Origin of the sequence: Lentzea sp., assembly GCF_035525475.1 — a bacterium.
Taxonomy (GTDB): Bacteria; Actinomycetota; Actinomycetes; order Mycobacteriales; family Pseudonocardiaceae; genus Lentzea.
On sequence record NZ_DATLEC010000027.1, the window covers coordinates 60,336 to 79,321 of the forward strand.

At 69.3% G+C, this 18,986-nt stretch carries 17 protein-coding genes, 1 tRNA gene and 1 other RNA gene; 7 read left to right on the top strand and 12 right to left on the bottom strand.

What is annotated here, in order from left to right; translation table 11 throughout:
* The first annotated feature begins 4 nt into the window (after positions 1-4).
* Entirely contained in the window at positions 5-1,330 is a 1,326-nt protein-coding gene (locus VM306_RS03595; protein WP_325510814.1) for a tyrosine-type recombinase/integrase, read from the top strand.
* A 205-nt stretch (positions 1,331-1,535) separates the two neighbouring features.
* On the opposite strand, the gene VM306_RS03600 is transcribed toward VM306_RS03595, so the two are convergent.
* Positions 1,536-1,608: transfer RNA gene (locus tag VM306_RS03600), tRNA-Ala, on the bottom strand.
* Positions 1,609-1,732: 124 nt separating this feature from the next.
* Here VM306_RS03600 and VM306_RS03605 point away from each other — a divergent pair.
* Entirely contained in the window at positions 1,733-2,974 is a 1,242-nt protein-coding gene (locus VM306_RS03605) for a phenylacetate--CoA ligase (protein WP_325510816.1), read from the top strand.
* Here the strand turns inward: VM306_RS03605 and VM306_RS03610 are convergent.
* The 4 genes from VM306_RS03610 to VM306_RS03625 are packed head-to-tail and all read right to left on the bottom strand — an operon-like array spanning position 2,964 to position 6,987.
* A complete protein-coding gene (locus tag VM306_RS03610) occupies positions 2,964-3,752 on the bottom strand; it encodes a DsbA family protein (protein ID WP_325510818.1) in 789 nt (262 codons plus the stop codon). The genes VM306_RS03605 and VM306_RS03610 overlap by 11 nt on opposite strands.
* 46 nt (positions 3,753-3,798) lie before the next feature.
* A complete protein-coding gene (locus VM306_RS03615) occupies positions 3,799-5,085 on the bottom strand; it encodes an MFS transporter (protein ID WP_325510820.1) in 1,287 nt (428 codons plus the stop codon).
* Between the two features lie 50 nt (positions 5,086-5,135).
* Positions 5,136-5,945 (bottom strand): GNAT family N-acetyltransferase, encoded by an 810-nt coding sequence (locus VM306_RS03620; RefSeq protein ID WP_325510822.1) that lies wholly within the window; start codon positions 5,943-5,945, stop codon positions 5,136-5,138.
* Entirely contained in the window at positions 5,938-6,987 is a 1,050-nt protein-coding gene (locus tag VM306_RS03625) for a glycosyltransferase (RefSeq protein ID WP_325510825.1), read from the bottom strand. Before VM306_RS03625 ends, VM306_RS03620 begins: the two co-directional genes overlap by 8 nt.
* 36 nt (positions 6,988-7,023) lie before the next feature.
* Here VM306_RS03625 and hrpB point away from each other — a divergent pair, with 36 nt between their 5' ends.
* Positions 7,024-9,291, top strand: coding sequence for an ATP-dependent helicase HrpB (hrpB, locus tag VM306_RS03630; protein WP_325510827.1), 2,268 nt, complete (start codon positions 7,024-7,026; stop codon positions 9,289-9,291).
* 150 nt (positions 9,292-9,441) lie between these two features.
* Complete coding sequence (locus tag VM306_RS03635) at positions 9,442-10,044, top strand: hypothetical protein (RefSeq protein WP_325510829.1); 603 nt, start codon at positions 9,442-9,444, stop codon at positions 10,042-10,044.
* Here the strand turns inward: VM306_RS03635 and VM306_RS03640 are convergent.
* Positions 10,029-11,441, bottom strand: a complete 1,413-nt coding sequence (locus VM306_RS03640; RefSeq protein ID WP_325510831.1) for an amino acid permease — start codon at positions 11,439-11,441, stop codon at positions 10,029-10,031. The genes VM306_RS03635 and VM306_RS03640 overlap by 16 nt on opposite strands.
* A 28-nt stretch (positions 11,442-11,469) precedes the next feature.
* Positions 11,470-12,414: a GlxA family transcriptional regulator gene (locus VM306_RS03645; protein WP_325510833.1), complete on the bottom strand. Its 945-nt coding sequence runs from the start codon at positions 12,412-12,414 to the stop codon at positions 11,470-11,472.
* A gap of 53 nt (positions 12,415-12,467) precedes the next feature.
* Between VM306_RS03645 and VM306_RS03650 the strand changes: the two genes are divergently transcribed.
* Positions 12,468-13,391, top strand: a complete 924-nt coding sequence (locus VM306_RS03650) for a saccharopine dehydrogenase NADP-binding domain-containing protein (protein ID WP_325510835.1) — start codon at positions 12,468-12,470, stop codon at positions 13,389-13,391.
* On the opposite strand, the gene VM306_RS03655 is transcribed toward VM306_RS03650, so the two are convergent.
* The 3 genes from VM306_RS03655 to ssrA form a co-directional block, all read right to left on the bottom strand.
* Complete coding sequence (locus VM306_RS03655) at positions 13,366-14,004, bottom strand: HD domain-containing protein (protein WP_325510837.1); 639 nt, start codon at positions 14,002-14,004, stop codon at positions 13,366-13,368. The two genes, VM306_RS03650 and VM306_RS03655, sit on opposite strands and share 26 nt — an antisense overlap.
* Positions 14,005-14,055: 51 nt before the next feature.
* Positions 14,056-15,258, bottom strand: coding sequence for a GlxA family transcriptional regulator (locus VM306_RS03660; RefSeq protein ID WP_325510839.1), 1,203 nt, complete (start codon positions 15,256-15,258; stop codon positions 14,056-14,058).
* Between the two features lie 49 nt (positions 15,259-15,307).
* Positions 15,308-15,680, bottom strand: a transfer-messenger RNA (tmRNA) gene (gene ssrA, locus VM306_RS03665).
* A gap of 129 nt (positions 15,681-15,809) precedes the next feature.
* Here ssrA and VM306_RS03670 point away from each other — a divergent pair.
* Positions 15,810-17,039: a sensor histidine kinase gene (locus VM306_RS03670; protein WP_325510841.1), complete on the top strand. Its 1,230-nt coding sequence runs from the start codon at positions 15,810-15,812 to the stop codon at positions 17,037-17,039.
* Entirely contained in the window at positions 17,027-17,668 is a 642-nt protein-coding gene (locus VM306_RS03675) for a response regulator transcription factor (RefSeq protein WP_325510843.1), read from the top strand. Before VM306_RS03670 ends, VM306_RS03675 begins: the two co-directional genes overlap by 13 nt.
* Here VM306_RS03675 and VM306_RS03680 read toward each other — a convergent pair.
* Positions 17,653-18,480: an amidohydrolase family protein gene (locus VM306_RS03680; protein ID WP_325510845.1), complete on the bottom strand. Its 828-nt coding sequence runs from the start codon at positions 18,478-18,480 to the stop codon at positions 17,653-17,655. The two genes, VM306_RS03675 and VM306_RS03680, sit on opposite strands and share 16 nt — an antisense overlap.
* Positions 18,480-18,956, bottom strand: a complete 477-nt coding sequence (gene smpB, locus VM306_RS03685; protein WP_045311206.1) for an SsrA-binding protein SmpB — start codon at positions 18,954-18,956, stop codon at positions 18,480-18,482. Before smpB ends, VM306_RS03680 begins: the two co-directional genes overlap by 1 nt.
* Positions 18,957-18,986: the final 30 nt, after the last annotated feature.

The following is an 18,986-nucleotide window of genomic DNA, read 5'->3' on the forward strand; positions in this document are numbered from 1 at the left end:
GTGAGTGCGGGCCGCGCGTCGACGGCCAGGCTGCCGGAGAGCTTCTCCTCCAGTTGAACTTGCGATCAAGAACCAGGCGGCGCACAACAGACGCACCACGCTTGGCCACACACCTCGGAGGTCGTCATGGCCTGACAGAACAGACCGGCATGCAATCCTGGCGCGTTCGTACCGCATCGACGACGGACACACCGTCTCAATCTCCGGCTTCACCACACGATGCGCAGCCGACAACTACGCCGCCGACATCGAGTGCGACCAACGCCGCAACACCTGGCTCGACCCGACCCGCGGCCGCACCACCGTCGCCGAATGGGTCGCGACGTGGTTTGCCGCGCTCGATCTCGACCCGCGCACGATCGACAACTACCGCAGCGTCCTGCGCTGCCACATCCTGCTCCGCTGGGCCGCCACCCCTCTCAACGCGATCACCGCACTTGGGGTGAACAAATGGATCAGCGACCTGCGCCAGCTCCGCTACGCCAACACCACCGTCGCGACCATCGTCAAGGTCCTGTCGATGATCCTCACCGACGCCGCCGACGAAGGTCTCATCCCCACCAACCCCATCCGCCGCTACCGGCGCCGTGGACGACGCAGTCACCGCATCGAACGCGAGCGAGTGTGGGCGTCCCCGACCGAACTACTCCGCATCGCCGAACAGGCCGCCGCACTCGGCGGCGACACCGCCAGCCTGCTCATCATCACCGCCGCCTGGACCGGATGCCGCTGGGGCGAACTCACCGGCCTGCACCGCGACAACGTTGATCTCGACCGAGGCGTCCTGATCATCAACGCCCGTACCGGGTCCCTGCACGAGAGCGCGCACACGCGCTGGCTCGGCTCACCCAAGACCGCGTCATCGGCTCGGACGATCACCCTGCCGCCGTTCCTCGTCACCATGCTGCGCAAGCACCTCGAGCGACACGACAACGAGTTCGTGTTCACCACCGAAGGCGGAACATGGTTGTGGCGCAGCACATTCATCCGCCGAGTACTCAAGCCCGCGGTCAACGGCAACGAGGGGCGTCCGCGATCAGGTGTTCGCACAGTGCCGATCCGGCCTGGACTGACGTTCCACGGACTGCGGCACAGTCACAAGACGTGGCTCATCGCCGGCGGCGCACCCGAGATCGCCCAGGCACGGAGACTCGGGCACCACCTGCCCAACCGTGTCACCGAGGTCTACTCCCATGTCGCACCCGAAGTAGAACTCCGACTCCTCAACGACTTACAGCGCCGCTGGCACGAAGCAGACCTCAACGTCAAAGCACACCCAACGGCACCATGGCCAACCGAACGCCACACGTCCGGACCGCTTGCCGCGTAACAAAGCTATGCCCCTCACACCGTTAGTGGGAGGGGCGCGACGATCACCCAGTCCAGCGACCAACACAACGATCAAGCCGGAGAATCCTGCTCCAGATCTGCTCCATAGGGGCAGCACGACACGATCACCGAAGATCAGATCCAGAACAGCAAGAAACCCGCCTGACCAGCGAAGACCGCTCGATCAGACGGGCTCTAAATTCAAGTGGAGCTGAGGGGACTCGAACCCCTGACCCTCACACTGCCAGTGTGATGCGCTACCAGCTGCGCCACAGCCCCTTGAAGGTCCACTCGACCGGGGAGGTTTCCCTCTCGATCTCGTGTGGCAATACCGTACATCACCCCTGCCGCAAGATAAAAATCGGGGGTATCCAAACCGCATTCGGCCTGGTAGGACCGGGTGATGACCGCCGCAGAGCCGTTCGACCCCAAGATCGAGTGCATGGACCCCGAGGCCCGCCGCGAGCTGCAGGAACAGCGCCTGCGAGGCCTCGTCGACCGCCTCCTGCAAACCGACAACCTCCAAGGCGCGAGGCTCAGGGAAATCGGAGTGACACGCGGCACAGACGTGCGCCTCGACGAGATCCACCTGCTGCCGACGATCACCAAGCAGGACCTGTGGGACCACTACCCGTTCGGCCTCCAGTTGGCGCCACAGGAGGACATCGTCTGCGTGCACGGCTCGTCGGGCACGGGCGGGCGGCCGACGCTCATCCCCTACACCGCCCACGATGTCGAGATCTGGTCTCAGGTCATGGCCAGGGCGCTCAAAGGCGCGGGGGCCACCAGGACCTCGATCATCCACAACGCCTACGGCTACGGGCTTTTCACGGGCGGGCTCGGGGTGCACCACGGTGGCCTGAAGCTCCAGGCCACGGTCATCCCCATGTCGGGCGGCATGACCGAGCGGCAGGTGCGGCTGATCAACGATCTGAAGCCCGACGTGCTCTGCTGCACGCCGTCGTACGCGCTGAGGCTCGCTGAGGACCTCGGGGAGACCAGCATCAAGGTCGGCATTTTCGGCGCCGAGCCGTGGACCGAGGAGATGCGGCAGGAGATCGAGCAGCGCCTGAACATCAGGGCGTTGGACATCTACGGGCTGTCCGAGGTCATCGGGCCTGGCGTGGCGTGTGAGTCCCTTGACTCCGAGGGGCTTCTCAACATCGCCGAGGACCACTTCTACCCGGAGACCGACCAAGGCGAGCTCCTCTTCACCACGCTCACCAAGACCGGCATGCCGCTGCTCCGGTACCGCACGGGCGACGTGGCGACGCTGCACGAACCGGCGGGGCAGCGCACGCTCAGGCGCATGAGCAAGCTCAAGGGGCGCAAGGACGACATGCTCGTCATCCGCGGCGTCAACGTGTTCCCCACGGAGATCGAGGCGGTCGTGCTGGAGCACGCGAGCCCGCACTACCTGATCGTCGAGGACCGGCGCACCACCACGGCGCAGCTGCACGTGGCGGTCGAGTCCACACAGGACGTCAAAGAACTTCTGACCGGCAGGCTCAAGGAACGCCTGGGCATCACCTGTCAGGTGCACGTGCTCGAACCGGGCAAGCTTCCGCGCGCCGAGCAAGGGAAAGCACAACGCCTGGCCCGGTGGTCCCAGGGCCAGGCGCCGATCGACGGTCTCACCTGGTGAGGTCGGAGAGCCAGTTCTTGTTGTCCAGGTCGACGAGCTTGCCACCGGAGGCGACGCTCGGCGTGCCGCGGAAGCGGCCGGTCTCGGCGTCGCGCAGCGTGGGGTCGTTGCTGGTCTTGCTCATCAGCTCGTCGAGCTGCGACCTGTAGGTCTGGTTCCGCACGCACGTCTCGAAGCCGGCCGAGGTGACGCCGACCTCCTTGCCCAGCTTGATGAGCTGGTCCTGGGTGTAGCCGGCCTCGCCCTCCTCCGGCTGCTTGGCGAACAGCGCCGCGTGGAACGCGTTGAACTTGCCGTCGTCGGCCACGCACAGCGCCGCGTTGGCCGACTCGGTCGAGTAGCCCTCCGGCGAGGAGAGGCGGTTCAGCATCGGCAGGATGTTGTACCGGATCTTGACCTTGCCGTCCTCGACCGCCTTCTTGATGTCGGTGCCGTAGGTCTTCTCGAAGGTTCCGCAGATCGGGCAGAGGAAGTCCTCGTACACGTCGACGGTCACGGTGGCGGTGTCCTCGCCCACCACGACGGTGCTGCCGTCGCGGACGGCGGGCGCCGAGATCGTGTGGTCGGCCGGGGCCAGCGGGATGGCGTCGGACGTCGACGTCGAGGACGACTTCGACTGGAACACGACGTAGCCGATCACCGCGATGGCCAGCACCGCCACGACGGCGATGCCCGCGATGACCTTCGTCCTGTCCGAACCGCCGCTCGTGCCCCTGGCCTGCGACACCGCACGCGCGGCCTGCTTCTTCTTCCGCGCACTGCGCTCTGCTCCACCCACGGCGACGAGGGTAGCGACACAAACTAAAAGAAAGCTGAGCGGGCGATCACGCTTCTGGGTGGCGTGGTCTGCCGCCGACCCGTTCGCCGGTCGGCACCTCGGCGCTCTCGTCGAGGCGGCCGCACTCCGGGGCGACCGCGGTGGCCGTGTGCTCCTCCTCGTGCGTGGGGAGGGTCTCGGGCGCGACGAACCAGAAGCCCAGCGACAGCAGCAGCGCGACGCCGGTGATGGCGAACGACGCCTCGAAGCCGAACGAGTCGGCCAGCAGGCCCGCGCACATCGGGCCGATGATCGCGCCCAGGTCCGTCACCATCTGGAAGCCCGCGAGGACGGGGCCGCCCTTGCCGCGCGCGCCGATGACGTCGGCCACGACGGCGTTCTGCGGCGGGTTCAGCAAGCCCGCGCCCATGCCCGCCACCAGCGACGCGGCCATGAACGTCCACAGGTCGCCGGTGAAGCCCATGCCGGCTGTCGCGACACCGCTGATGACCAGCCCGGCGATGGCGACCGGCTTGCGTCCGCGGGTGTCGGCGATCCTGCCGGACAGGAACAGCATCGCCGCGTTCCCGGCGGCGAACACGGACATCGAGATGCCGGCGACGGCCGCGCTGTGCTCCAGCGCCTCGATGACGAACACCGGCACCAGCGAGATCCGGACGCCGAACACCGCCCAGCCGTTCGCGAAGCCGGAGGCCAGAGCGGCCCGGTAGGCGCCGTTGCGCACTGCCTCGCGCACGGTCATGGGCGTCTCGGTGTTGGTCCTGTCGATCTCCACCAGCGTCGACCGTCGCAGGAAGAACCAGACCACGAACGCCGCGACGCACAGCAACAGGCCGTACGACACGAACGGCACCCACAGTCCGAACGGCACCAAGCCCGCGCCCACGATCGGACCCGCGATGTTGCCGACGAGGAAGCCCGCCGCCCACATCCCGGACGCACGCCCGCGCATCGGCGCCGGGGTGATCCGGATCAGCAGCCCGAGAGCGGCCACCGTGAACATCGTCGACCCGACGCCCGCCAACGCGCGCCACGACAGCATCTCGGCGTAGCTCGTCGAGAACCCGCACATCGCCGTACCGAGAGCGACGATGAGGATGCCCACGATGTACACGCGAGGCTCGCCGAACCGGTTGACCAACCTGCCGCTCATCGGCGCGAACGCCAGTCTGACGAACGCGAACGCACTGATCAGAGCCGCCACCGCCGTGTGACCCACACCGAACGTTGACGCGTACACCGGCAGAACGGGTGCGACGATCCCGAACCCCACGGCGATGATGAAACTCGCCGCGACCAGAACCCACACCTCGACCGGCAACCGCTCGCGCACACAGCCTCCCTTAGCCCTGCTAAGGATATGCCACGCGGCAACTAACTAACTCAGTCGAGCAGCTCATCCACTCTGCGTACATATGCCGTCACCGGATAGGCCGCGACGAACCCGCACGCCTCGGCGAAACGCTCCCCCGGACCCTCGTCGACCTGCGACGCGACCAGCATCGCCCCAGCGGAACGCAGGACCGAGACAGCGGACACCACCAACGACCGCCCCACGCCCCGACGGCGCCGCGCCGGACGCACGACGCACTGCTCGACCAGACCCACGCCGCGCTCGGCGAACCCCGACACGAACCCGCCGATCCGGTCGCCGTCATCGACCACCAGCAGCGGGCAGCGCGGGTCGTCCAAGCGGTGCCCGAGCCACCGCGACAACCGCTCCCTGTTGCCGACCAGTTCGTCGGACAGCAGCTCGACGATGCCGGGCAGGTCCGCGTCCACGGCCCGCCTGACCTCGGGGGACACCGAAGCGGACCCGCGGTGGACGACGGTCTGCAGCTCCTCGACCGCGAACCAGCCGGAGTCGTCGGCGATCCCCTCGATCTCGTCCACGGTCGTCGGCGACGCGTAGACGACGGCCTCGGCCCGCCCCACGTCCGCGAACGTCTGCTCCAGCTGCAGCAGCGTGGACGCGACCTCGACCGACGACCCGTCCAGCGCGCAGCCGAAGTTGCCCGACGGCAGCGGGTTCTCGCGGTTGATCACCACCGCCGCGCACCCGACCCTGCCGACCTTGCCGTACCTCACCGCGCCGGACGCGAGCCGCGCTCCTTCCACCAGGATCGCGAGCGACCGGGACTGGTAGGGGTCGAGCAACTCCGGGTCGTCCGGGTCGCGCAAAGGGTCAACCAACGCGGCGGTCCTTCCACTGAGCACCTGGACGCAAAGCGCAGTCCAGCAGGAACACCCCGATCGTCGCCCACGACAACGGGGCCAGCACGGCGGAGACCTCCGGCTGACCGACCCGCCGCACGAACTCCCGGTGCGACACGGCCTGTGCGCACCAAGCCAACCACGACCACGGCGAGCGCCATCGCAGCACCGGCACCAGCCCGTACGCGAGGTGCAGCAGCCCGGCGACCAGGAGCAGCGGGCGCCCCCACGGCCCGAACATCTCCCGGAACGCCGGCTGGATGCTCTTGCGCAACGACCTCCAGCAGCTCCCGAGCGTGTCGATCCCCGACGTCGTCAGCAGCGACGAGGCGTCGACGAACCGCGTCACACCCCCGGAGTCCCTGATCAACGTGGCCAATCCCACGTCGTCCGCGTGCGTCCCCGCCAGCGCCTTCCAGCCACCGGCGGCCTCGAACACGCCGCGCCGCACGAGGATGCAGTGCCCGACCGCGAGAGCCTTCGCGCCACGGCCGTCCGGCGGCGACCCCTCGAAGACGAGCGAGTTGAACGCGGGCAGCAGGAACCACCACGCGGCTCCCGACCCCCGTCCCGACGACGACACGAGGTCCGCTCCCAGCTCGGACGCCGACGCCAGCAACCGTCCCACCAGGTCAGGCGCGCAGGTCACGTCGGCGTCCACGAACAGCAGCCACTCCTCGTCCCCGGCAGCGGCGACGCCGAGGTGCATCGCGTGCGTCTTGCCCGCCCAGCCGGGAGCCGGGCCGGACGAGGAGACCACCTCGGCCCCGAGCGAGCGCGCCACGGCGGCCGTCGCGTCCGAAGATGCGTCATCGACCACCACGACGCGCACGCCGGGCTGAGTGACCAGATCCGGCAGCAACGACGGCAGAGTCGCCTCCTCGTCGCGTGCCGGCACGACGGCCAGCACGGACGCGGTCTCGGACGACGAGGACACCTTCGCCACGTGCTGCCACTGCGTCACGTTCCTCGCGGACCGCACCACCGACACGACCCCGGTCACCACGCCGATCATCCCCATGACCCCACCCTGGCACAGGTCCTGAAAACTGGACGCGTGCAGCTGCCCGATCTCCCCGTGAAGGCCGTGCTCCCCGAGCTCCTCCAGAAGCTCGGCGAGCACGGCGCCGCAGTGCTGGTCGCGCCACCGGGCACCGGCAAGACCACACTGGTCCCGCTGGCACTGGAAGGCAGGGTCGTCGTCGCCGAGCCGCGGCGGATCGCCGCCCGTGCCGCCGCCGCGCGCATGGCGAGCCTGCTCGGCGAACCCGTCGGCCACACCGTGGGCTACTCGGTCCGCGGCGACCGCAAGACCAGCCGGCACACCCGGATCGAGGTCGTGACCAGCGGTCTTCTCGTCCGCAGGCTCCAGCACGACCAGGAGCTGAAGGGCGTCGGCACGGTCCTGCTCGACGAGTGCCACGAGCGACACCTCGACGCCGACCTGCTCCTCACGCTGCTGCTGGACGCCAAGGCGGGCCTGCGTCCCGACCTCAAGCTGCTCGCGACGAGCGCGACCGTTGCCGCACAACGGCTCTCCGACCTGCTCGACGCGCCGGTCCTGCACTCCGAGTCCCGCATGTACCCCACGGAGATCACCTACGTCCCGCCGACGCGCAACGAGCACATCGAGAACACCGTCGCCAGGGCCATCAGGAAGGCTCTGTCCGAAGTGGACGGCGACGTGCTCGCGTTCCTGCCGGGCGTGCGGGAGATCAACCGCACCGCGAGCCTGATCAACGCGGAGACCGTGATCCTGCACGGCCAGCTCAACGCCCGCACCCAGGACGCGGCCCTGCAACGCGGCGACCAGCAGCGGGTCGTGCTCGCCACGAGCATCGCCGAGTCCAGCCTCACCGTTCCCGGCGTCCGCGCGGTCGTGGACGCCGGCCTGGCCAGGGTCCCGCGCGTCGACCACCGCCGGGGCCTGGCGGGCCTCGCCACGATCCGCGTCTCCCAGGCGGTCGCCGAGCAACGCGCGGGACGAGCAGGACGCGAGGCACCGGGCCGCGTCTACCGCTGCTGGCCGGAACACGAGCACTCGACGCTCCCCCGCTACCCGGAACCGGAGATCAAGACGGCCGACCTGACCAGGCTCGCCCTGGAGCTCGCGGTCTGGGGCACCCCGGACGGCAGCGGCCTGAACTGGTGGGACGCTCCACCGGAAGGCGCGCTGAAGGCCGCGCAGGAGACCCTCGCGGCCATGGGCGCGCTGGAACCCGGCCGCCTCGACCGCATCGCGAACGTCGGCCTGCACCCGAGACTCGGCCGCGCCCTGATCGACGGCAGCGCGCTCGCGGGCAACCGGACCGCGGCGGAAGTGGTGGCGCTGCTCGACGACAGCACGCACCCGCCGACGAGCGACCTCGCGACCGCGCTGAAGTCCCCCGGCAAGTGGCGCCAGGAGGCCAAGAAGCTGGAGAAACTCGGCACAAACCCAGCAGGTAACGGCGACCCCGCGCTCGTCGTCGCACTCGCCTACCCGGAACGGCTGGCGAAACGCCGGTCCAAGAACAGCAACGTCTACCTGATGGCGAATGGCACGGCCGTCGAGCACACCGACTCGCACAACAAGTGGCTGGCGATCGCGATCGCCGACCGCGAACCGGGCAGCAAGCACGGCCGCGTCCGCCTCGCCGCCCCCGCCGACGAGGAACTCGCCGTCACCGCCGCCCAGGCCCTCGTGCACACGGTCGACGACATCCGGTGGAACGGCGACGTCATCGCGAACGAGGTCCGCAAGCTCGGGGCGATCACCCTCGACGAACGCCCGCTCAACGACCTCGCCAAGTCGCAGCAGGCACTCCGCCTCGGCCTCGAGGCCGAAGGACTGGGCCTGCTCAAGTGGACCGATGCCGCGAACCGCCTCCGCGAGCGCATGGCGTTCCTGCACAGGACCCGCGACTGGCCGAGCGTCGACGACGAGAACCTGGTCCGCGCACTCGACCTGGGCAAGGCGAAGAAGCGCTCCGACCTGGCCAAGATCGACACGGTGGCGCTGCTCAGGAGCCTGCTGCCGTGGCCGGAGGCGGCGGAGCTCGACAAGCTCGCCCCGGAGCGCATCGGCCAGGGCAAGGTCGACTACACGCAGGACCAGCCCGTCCTCTCCGTCCGCATCCAGGACGCCATGAAGTGGGCCGACACACCGCTCATCGCGGGAGTCCCCGTGGTGGTGCACCTGCTCTCCCCGGCAGGCCGCCCCACCGCCGTCACCAGCGACCTCAGGTCGTTCTGGCGCAACGGCTACCTGCGGGTCCGCAGCGAGCTGAAGGGCAGGTACCCCAAGCACCACTGGCCGGAACGCCCCTGGGACAGGAGCAGGTGAGCCGCCGCGTGTGCTCCTCGACACGGTGACCGCGGACGGCGCGCGCTCGTTGGTGAGTCAGCCGGCATCGGATTCCGTGATTCCTGCACGGGTGAGGGGTACACGGCGGATGATTCACCGGGCGGACGTCGTCGAGGAGGAGCTGGCGCGGTGAGACGGACCTGGGACGACGCGGTCCGCACGCTCGGGGGCACACCCGACGCGGGCGATCTGATGGAGCGCTACGCCGAGCCGCACCGCTCGTACCACAACACGTTCCACGTGGTCTGCGTCGTGCGCGACTCGTCGGCGCTGGCCGACGCGTTCGCGTTCACGACGGAGGAACGCGCGATCCTCGCGCTGGCGGCCTGCGCGCACGACGTGATCTACGACGGCAAGCCGGGCGACGACGAACGCGCGTCCGCCGCATGGGCCCGGGAACGCCTGGCAGGCCTGGAGGAAGCGCACATCACCCGCGTGGAATCGCTGGTGCTGGCCACGATCACGCACTCGTCCGACGACCCGCTGGCGCACGTGCTGCTCGACGCCGACCTCGCGATCCTCGGCTCGGAGCCGGCGCACTACGACCGCTACAGCGCGGCCGTGCGCCAGGAGTACTCGCGGTACGACGACGCGACCTGGCGCGCGGGCCGGGCGAAGGTGCTCAAGACCCTGCTCGGACGCGAGGACCTCTACGTGACCGAGCCCGCGCGGCAGCTGTGGGACGGCGCCGCGCGGTCCAACCTGGCCCGCGAGCTTCAGTCCCTGGTCTGAACCTCCAGGCGCGCCTTGCGCACGCTGTACCCGAAGTAGATGACGAACCCGAGCGCCATCCAGCCGAGGAACGCGACCCACGCGGCGAGCCCGAGGCTGACCATCATGTAGACGCAGAACCCCAGTCCCAGCACGGGCGTCACGGGCGAGAACGGCACGCGGAAGCCGCGCTCGCGGTCCGGCTCGGTGCGGCGCAGGATGACCACCGCGATGTTGACCAGAGCGAACGCGAACAGCGTGCCGATGCTCGTCACGTCGGCCAGCGACCCCAACGGCACCAGCGCGGCGAGCACGGCGATGAACAGGCCCACGACGACGGTGTTCGTGAACGGCACACCGGTGCGCGGGCTGAGCTTCGCGAAGATCGGCGGTACGAGCCCGTCGCGGGACATGGCGTACAGGATGCGCGTCTGTCCGTAGAGGACGGTCAGCACGACCGACGTCGTCGCGACCACGGCGCCGATCGACAGCAGGATCGGCCAGATCGAGCCGCTCACGTTGTCGGTCAGCACCCGGCTCAGCGCGGCCTCGGTGCCCTCGAACTCCTGCCACGGCATCGCACCGACGGCGGCCAGCGCGACCGCGCAGTACAGCGCGGTGATCACGACCAGCGAGATGATGATCGCGCGCGGCAGGTCGCGCTGCGGGTTCCTGGCCTCCTCACCGGCGGTCGACGCGGCGTCGAACCCGATGTAGGAGAAGAACAACGTGGCCGCACCGGCGCTCACGCCCGCGAGGCCCAGCGGGAACAACGGCTGCAGGTTGCCCGCCTTGAACGCGGTGAAGGCGACGGCGCAGAACATCACCAACGCGCCGATCTTCACCCACACCAGGATCGTGTTCGTGCGCGCACTGCCCTTGCTGCCACCGAGCAGCACCAGCATCGAGATGACCACGACCAGCACGGCGGGGACGTTGACGATCCCGCCCTCCTCCGGCGGCTGGCTCAGCACGTCGGGGATCCTCACGCCGAGGACGAGGTCCAGCAGCTGGTTGACGTACTGCCCCCACCCGACCGCGACCGCCGCGACCGAGACGCCGTACTCCAGCACGAGACACCAGCCGCAGACCCACGCGACGATCTCGCCGAGCGTGGCGTAGGTGTAGGAGTACGAGGAGCCGGACGCCGGGATGAGACCCGCGAGCTCGGCGTACGACAGCGCGGAGAACAACGCGGTGATGCCGGCCAGCACGAACGAGACCACGATGGCCGGTCCTGCCTCCGGCACCGCCTCGCCCAGCACGACGAAGATGCCGGTGCCGAGCGTGGCGCCGATGCTGATCATCGTGAGGTGACCGACACCCATGGTGCGCCTGAGATCGCCGCCGGGGTGGGTCAGCTGGTCTATGGGCTTGCGCCGCAACACCCGCGCCCCGATGCGCTGTCCGTTGCTCATCAGGCCAACTTAACGGCAACCGATGCGCCTATCGGCCACCAACCGGCCGGAACGTGCGGCGGTACGTGTCCGGCGGCACACCGACGGTGCGGTGGAAGTGCCGCCGCAACGTCGTGGCCGTGCCCATGCCGGACGACTCGGCGATCTGGTCCACGCTGTCGTCCGTCATCTCCAGCAGCTCCTGCGCGCGCCGGATTCGCTGGGAGTGCAGCCACTGCAACGGCGTCGTGCCCGTCACGGCCCTGAACAACCGGGCGAGGTGCCGCGAGCTCATGTTCGCCTGCCGGGCCAGGTCCTCGACGGTGATCACCTGGTCGAGCCGCCCCGACACCCAGCCGAACAACTCGGTGAGCGGATGCCCTTCCCCCGACGGCACCGGCGCCAGGACGAACTGCGCCTGCCCGCCGTCGCGGTGCGGTGGCACCACCAGCCTGCGCGCGGCGGTGTTGGCCGTGGCGGTGCCGTGGTCGCTGCGGATCAGGTGCAGGCTCAGGTCGATCGCCGCCGCCTTGCCCGCGCTCGTCAGCACCTGGCCGTTGTCGACGTACAGCACGTCCGGGTCGACCTGGACCCGCGGATACCGCCGGGCCATCACGTCGGCGTGCGCCCAGTGCGTGGTCGCACGGAGCCCGTCGAGCAGCCCCGCCTCCGCCAGCACGAACGAGCCCGTGCACAGCGACACGATCCGCGCTCCCTTGCCGTGCGCCGCTTTCACGGCCTGGACGAGCTCGGGGTCGATCGGCTCGTCCACGTCCGCGACCGACGGCACGATCACGGTGTCCGCGCTCGCGAGCCGGTCGAGCGGCAGGTCGGGCTCCAGCGCGAACCGGCCGACGCGCACCGGCGCGTTGCCGCAGACCACCACGCGGTAGCCGAGCTGCGGGGCGGTGAAGATCTCGTAGGCGGCGGTCAGCTCGAAGTGGAGCATCCCGTCGGTCACGGCGAACGCGAGCATGTCCGAAAGTGTACGCATCGTGTCGTTCCAGACACTGGCTCGTTCCCCGGCCCACCCGTTGGATGGTCCACATGGGACACAAGATCGCGGTCTACGGCGCTTCAGGGCACACCGGACGCTTCGTGCTGGCAGAACTGGAAAAGCGCGGCTTCCCGGCTCTTCCGTTCGGACGAGCCCAAGCGACGGCGGACGACCCGGCCGCCCTGGACCGGGCGCTGACGGGCGCGGACGCGGTGATCAACACAGCCGGTCCGTTCGCGGTCACCGGCCTCCCGCTGCTCGCCGCGGCCGAACGCGCGGGCATCCCGTACGTCGACGTGGCCGCCGAGATCGAGGCGAACGCCGACACGCTCGCCCGCGGCGCCTCGGTCCCGGCCGTGCCCGCGATGGCGTTCTTCGGCGGCCTGGCCGACCTGCTGGTCACGACCGCGATGGGCGACTGGACCACCGCCGACTCCGCGCACGTCGCGTACGGCCTCAGCGGCTGGCAGCCCACCGCGGGCACGCTCACCGCCGGCGCCGTCTCCCACGACCGCCGCGCCGGCCAACGGGTGCGCTTCCGCGACGGCGCGTTGCGGTACCACTCCGATTCCCCGCCAACCCTGGACTGGGACTTCGCCGGCGGCAGGCGCCCGGTGATCGGCGAGTTCTCGATGGCCGACATCGTCACGATCCCCAGCCACCTCGCGATCCCGGCCGTGACCTCGTACATGTCCACCTCCGCGGCCCAGGGCCTGAGCGGGGGTCCCGAACGCCGGGAGCCGGAGACGTTCGAGGTGGACGTGCGCGTGCGGCGCGGTGACGAGGAACGCCGCCTGACCGCGACCGGCCGTGACATCTACGCCGTCAGCGCGCCGCTGGCCGTCGAGGCGGTCGAACGCCTGCTCACGGGCCGCTTCAAGGTCACCGGCGTGGCGTCGGCGGGTGCGATGTTCGACGCCGCCGACTTCCTGGCCTCGCTGTCGGACGTCATTCAGGCCACGGACTGCTCTTGATGATCTCCACGAAGTCCTGGCGCCGGAACGACGGGTCGAAGTGCGCGAGCACGTCGTCGTTCATCGTCCCGTACGTGGTGCCGGGCCGGTGGGCCATGCCGTCGTAGAAGGCCTTCAGGATCCGGTTCTTGAAGTCCGGCCGCGGATGCGCCGCCACGACCTCCCGCCGCTGCTGCCCGGTGAGCTCGTCCAGCCCGATCCCGAGCACATCGGTCTTCACGCCAAGAGCAACCGCGGCAACCTCCGGCGCCAGGTGCTCAGGCACCTCCGGGGTCGTGTGCAGCGCGATCGCGAGCCACACGGTCCGAGCGTCCTCTTCGGACCGCCCGTGCTCCAGCAGGAACTCACGCGCGACCTCGGCCCCGTCGATCTCGAACCGCCGGTCGCCGGTCGCGTACTCCCGCGTCAACCCGAGGTCGTGGAACAGGCCACCCACGTACGCCAGTTCCGGATCGACCTCCAGCCCCCGCGCGGCGGCCTTCAACGACCCCCACAGGAACACCCGCCGCGAATGGTGGAACAACGTGTCGTCGGCGACCTTCCGCACCAGCGACGTCGCGGCCCGCACCAACTCCGTACCAGGAACAACCACACCAGCAATGACTTCGGACATGCTCTCATCGTCAGCTCAGCGCCGACGCAGTCCCACCGTCAATCAAGACCGTCAGCCCACAGTTCCGGACATGCGGGAGCGGTACTCGCTGGGCGACACCCCGAGCCGGGCCACGAACACCCGCCGCATCGTCTCGGAGCTCCCGAACCCGGCCTCCCGAGCCGCCCGTGCCACCCCGTGTCCCGCATCCAGCAACACCTTGGCGTGGTCCAGCCGAACCTGCTCGACGAACCGGGCAGGCGTCGTGTCCATCTCCGTGGCGAACAACCGAGCCAAATGCCGAGCACTGACCCCGGCCCGCGCCGCCAGCACACGCGCACTGTGGTCCAACGCGGGCTGCGCCGAAACCAGGTCGACCACCTCCCGCAACACCGAAGCCCGCGGAGCCCGGACCCGCAACGGCGCGGAGAACTGCGACTGCCCACCGGGCCGCTGCATGAACATGACCAGATCGCGGGCGACAGCCCGAGCGAGGTCAGCCCCGTAGTCACGCTCGACGAGGGCCAACGCCAGATCCATCCCAGCCGACACCCCAGCAGACGTGAAGACCCCACGATCCTCAACAAAGATCGCGTCAGCCACCACCTCGACATCGGGATACCCCCGACCCAACCGCCCAGCCCGCCGCCAGTGCGTAGTGGCTCGCCTACCCGAAAGCGCCCCCGCTGCCGCCAGCACGAACGCCCCTGTGCAGATCGACACCAACCGCCGAGCAAGCGGCCACAACACAAGAACGGCGTCAACGAGCTCAGGCGAGATCGGGTGCGTAGCCAGGACATCCCCACCGGCGACGACAACGGTGTCCGGAGCACGAACGTCAGCCGGCGTGCCATCCACACCCAGACGAATCCCCACAGACGTCATGACAGCGTCACCGGAAGGCGAGACGTAGCTGATCGAGTAGTCCGCTCCAGCCTTGTTGGCCTCGGCGAACACCTCAGCGGGCCCACTCACGTCAAGCATCGTCATCCCGTCGAACACAACGAAGACGACCTCCCGAGCCACACCAGGAGCATGACAGACAAAAACCCGCGGGAAGGGGACCCTCCAAGGCTGCGAAGCAGCGAGGCGGCGGCCAGCAATGCCAGGACGGGGGCCAGCCAAGGCTGCGAAGCAGCGAGGCGGGGGGCCGGGGGCTCGGTCCCCAAGCAATGCCAGGCGGGGGTCCGCCAAGGCTGCGAAGCAGCGAGGCGGGCGGGGGTCCGGGGGCTTGCCCCCGGCGTGGGGTCTGGGGGCTCGGCCCCCAGAAAACACCCGGAACGAGTGAAGGGTGAGTGCTGTCCACGAACAGCACTCACCCAAGGAGTGGAGGTGCCGGGAATCGAACCCGGGTCCTGTGGCGGCTCATCAGGGCTTCTCCGTGCGCAGTCCGCTCTGCCTCTGCTCGACCCCATCAGTCACGCGAACGAGCTGATGTGACGGGCCCAGTCGCTGTGGGTGTCCCGAACAGTCCCCGCGACCGGGACTGCCGGTGAGCCTTCTAGCTGATGCCGGACTCTAGGACGAAGGCACTCCTAGGCCGACAGCGTTGCTACTCGCCTCAGGCGGCGAGAGCGAACGCGCGCTTGTCGTTAGACTCGGCGCTTATTGGTTTGCGATGACGCTTGTGGTGGTCTCTCGCCTGCACCAGCACGCTTCCCCTGAATCAACGTCCACAGTCGAAACCGTTCACCCCCTCGTAGTGGTACGCATAGCATAACGACTGGGGCCACCGAGTTCTTCCCGAGGCAGGTAGGGCTGTCCCCACCTTCGGCCTCATAGCTAGCCACATGGTCTCTGACCAGCGGTAACGACAGCATGGACACATGAGGAAACCGAACGCGCTCGCAGCCGGGTTCTACCTGCTGACCAACCTGGTGACCGGCATCTTCTGGTTCACCCTCTCCGTCGTGCTGACGGTGGTCGGGTTCGCGACAGCCGTCATCTGGGTCGGTCTGCCGCTGCTGTGGCTCGCGATGAACGTCGTGCGCGGCGGTGCGACGGTGGAGCGGTCGTGGGTCAGGGCCGCGTTGCGCACGGAGATCCCCCGGCCGTACCGCGAGAAGAGCGACGGCACGCTGTGGCAGCGCTGGAAGGCCCAGTTCTCCGACCCGGCCACCTGGCGCGACTACGGGTACCTGCTCCTGCTGCTGCCGGTCGGTGTCCTCGAGTTCGCCGCGGTCCTCGCCATGTGGACGATCGCGGCGGCGTTCATCGCCGTGCCGTTCTGGATCGGCGACGCGCCGTTCGCCGTGGTCGTGGGTGACTTCTGGACCATCGACTCGTTCGCGTCGGCGTGGCCCATCTCGTTGATCGGGCTGGCGCTGGTCCCGTTCGCGGTGATGGGCACGCAGGCGCTGGGCGTGCTGCACGGCAAGTTCGCCCGCGCCATGCTCGGGCCGACGCGTGCGGACGCGCTGGCGATCGAGGCGGAACGGCTGCAGTCGAGCAGGGCCCGCGGTGTCGAGGCGGCCGAGGCGGAGCGCCGGCGCATCGAACGCGACCTGCACGACGGCGCGCAGCAACGGCTCGTGGCCGTGGCGATGGGGCTGGGCCGCGCGAAGTCCAAGATGGACTCCGATCCCGAGGGCGCCGCCGAGCTGATCGCCGAGGCGCACGCGGACGCGAAGCTCGCCATCAAGGAGCTGCGCGACCTGGCGCGGGGCATCTACCCGTCCGTGCTGGGCGACCGCGGGCTCGACGCCGCGCTGTCCGCGCTGGCCGCCCGCCTGCCGATCGAGGTCGACCTGCAGGTCGACGTGGACCCGCGGCCGCCGACGGCGGTGGAGAGCGCCGCGTACTTCACCGTCGGCGAGGCGCTCACGAACATCACCAAGCACTCCAACGGCACCAGGGCGACCGTGCGGGTCACCAAGGTGGAGACGGGTGTGCTGGTGGAGGTCACCGACAACGGTCAGGGCGGCGCCGAGCTGAAGCCGGGCGGCGGGCTCGCCGGCCTCGCGGACCGGGCTGCCACGATCGACGGTGTGGTTGTCGTCGTCAGCCCCGTGGGTGGGCCGACAGTGATTCGAGCGGAGTTGCCGTGCGCGTGGTGATCGCCGAGGACTCGGTGCTGCTGAGGGTGGGCGTGCAGCGGTTGCTCGCCGACGAGGGCATCGAGACCGTCGCGGCGGTGGAGAACGGTGACGACCTGCTGGACGCCGTCACCGAGCACAGGCCGGACCTGTGCGTGGTGGACGTGCGGATGCCGCCGACGTTCACCGACGAGGGCCTGCGGGCCGCCATCGAGTGCCGGCGCCTCTATCCCGGGCTGCCGGTGCTGGTGCTGTCGCAGTACGTCGAGGAGCGCTACGCCGTGGAACTCCTCGCCGGTGGTGCGAGCGGGGTCGGCTACCTGCTCAAGGAAAGGGTGGCCGACGTGAAGGAGTTCGTCGATGCGGTGCGGCGGGTCGCGGACGGCGGCACGAGCATCGACCACGAGGTGATCACGCAGCTCATGGTGCGCAGCAAGAAGAGCCCCGTCGACAAGTTGACGCCGCGCGAACGCGAGGTGCTCGGCCTGATGGCGCAGGGACTGTCCAACACCGCCATCGCCGGGACGCTCGTGGTGTCCGACGGCGCCGTGGAGAAGCACGTCGGCAACATCTTCGCGAAGCTCGGCCTGGAGCCGTCGAACTCCGAGCACCGCCGGGTCCGGGCGGTGCTCGCCTACCTGGACAGCTGAAGCAGACGGGCGCCGTTGTCGTGCAGCACGGCCTGTTCGCCGGCGGTGTCCAACCCCCACGAGCGGATCGCCTCGATCTGCGTCTCGTAGGGGTACGGGATGTTCGGGAAGTCGCTGCCCAGCACGACCCGGTCGACCACACCGGCGATCCGGGACCGCCAGTCCGCCGGCAGCGGCACCAGCTGCTCCGTGAACGGCGTGCCCACCATCGTGGTGTCGACATGCACGTTCGGGTAGCGCTCGACCAGGTCCAGCGCCCCTGAGTAGTCGGGCATCCCGGCGTGCGCGATCACCGCGGTCAGCGACGGGTGCCTGCGCAGCACTCCCTCGAAGACGCCGAGCCCGGTGAACTCCCCCGGCATCGGCCCGTCGCCGCAGTGCACGACCACCGGCACACCGGCCTCCGCGAGCTGACCCCAGACGCCGTCCAGCAGCTCGTCACGCGGGTCGTAGCCGCCGACCTGGACGTGCGACTTGAAGCACCGCGCACCGGCCTCCAACGCCTTGCGCACGTACGCCTCGGCACCGGGTTCCGCGTAGAACGTGCCCGTCGGCACCGCCTCCGGCACCCGTGCCGCGAAGTCGGCCGCCCACTCGTTCAGCCACTCGGCCATGCCGGGCTTGTGCGGGTAGACCAGGGGCGCGAACGCGACGACGCCCAGCTCCCGCAGTGCGGTGAGCCGGGCGTTCTCGTCAGTGCGGTACCAGATGAACCAGTCGACACCGGACTCGCGCACGCGGTCGAAGAACGCCCAGACCTTGTCCAGGACGTTCTGCGGCATGAAGTGGACGTGGACGTCCACCAATGCCATCAGTAGCGGCCCTTCAGAGCCCGTCCGTGCGCCTTGGCGATCTCGCGGTTCGCGTCGCGCTTCGCGATGTCCTGACGCTTGTCGTAGGCCTTCTTGCCCTTCGCGAGGGCGATCTCGACCTTGACGTAGCCGTCCTTGAAGTACATCTGCAGCGGGACGAGCGACAGGCCGGACTCCTTGGTCTTGCCGATCAGCCGTTCGATCTCCGCCTTGTGCAGCAGGAGCTTGCGCTTGCGCCGGACCTCGTGGTTCGTCCAGGTGCCCGCGACGTACTCCGGGATGTGCAGCGCGTGCAACCAGATCTCGCCGTCGTCCACCTGGGCGAAGGCGTCCACGAGGGACGCCCGTCCCATGCGCAGGCTCTTCACCTCGGTGCCGACGAGCTGGATGCCGGCCTCGTAGGTGTCGAGAATGGCCCAGTCGTGCCGAGCCTTGCGGTTCGACGCGATGACCTTCTGCCCGCGTTCCTTGACCATGGCGACAACTTTACGTGGTCGGTAAAACCG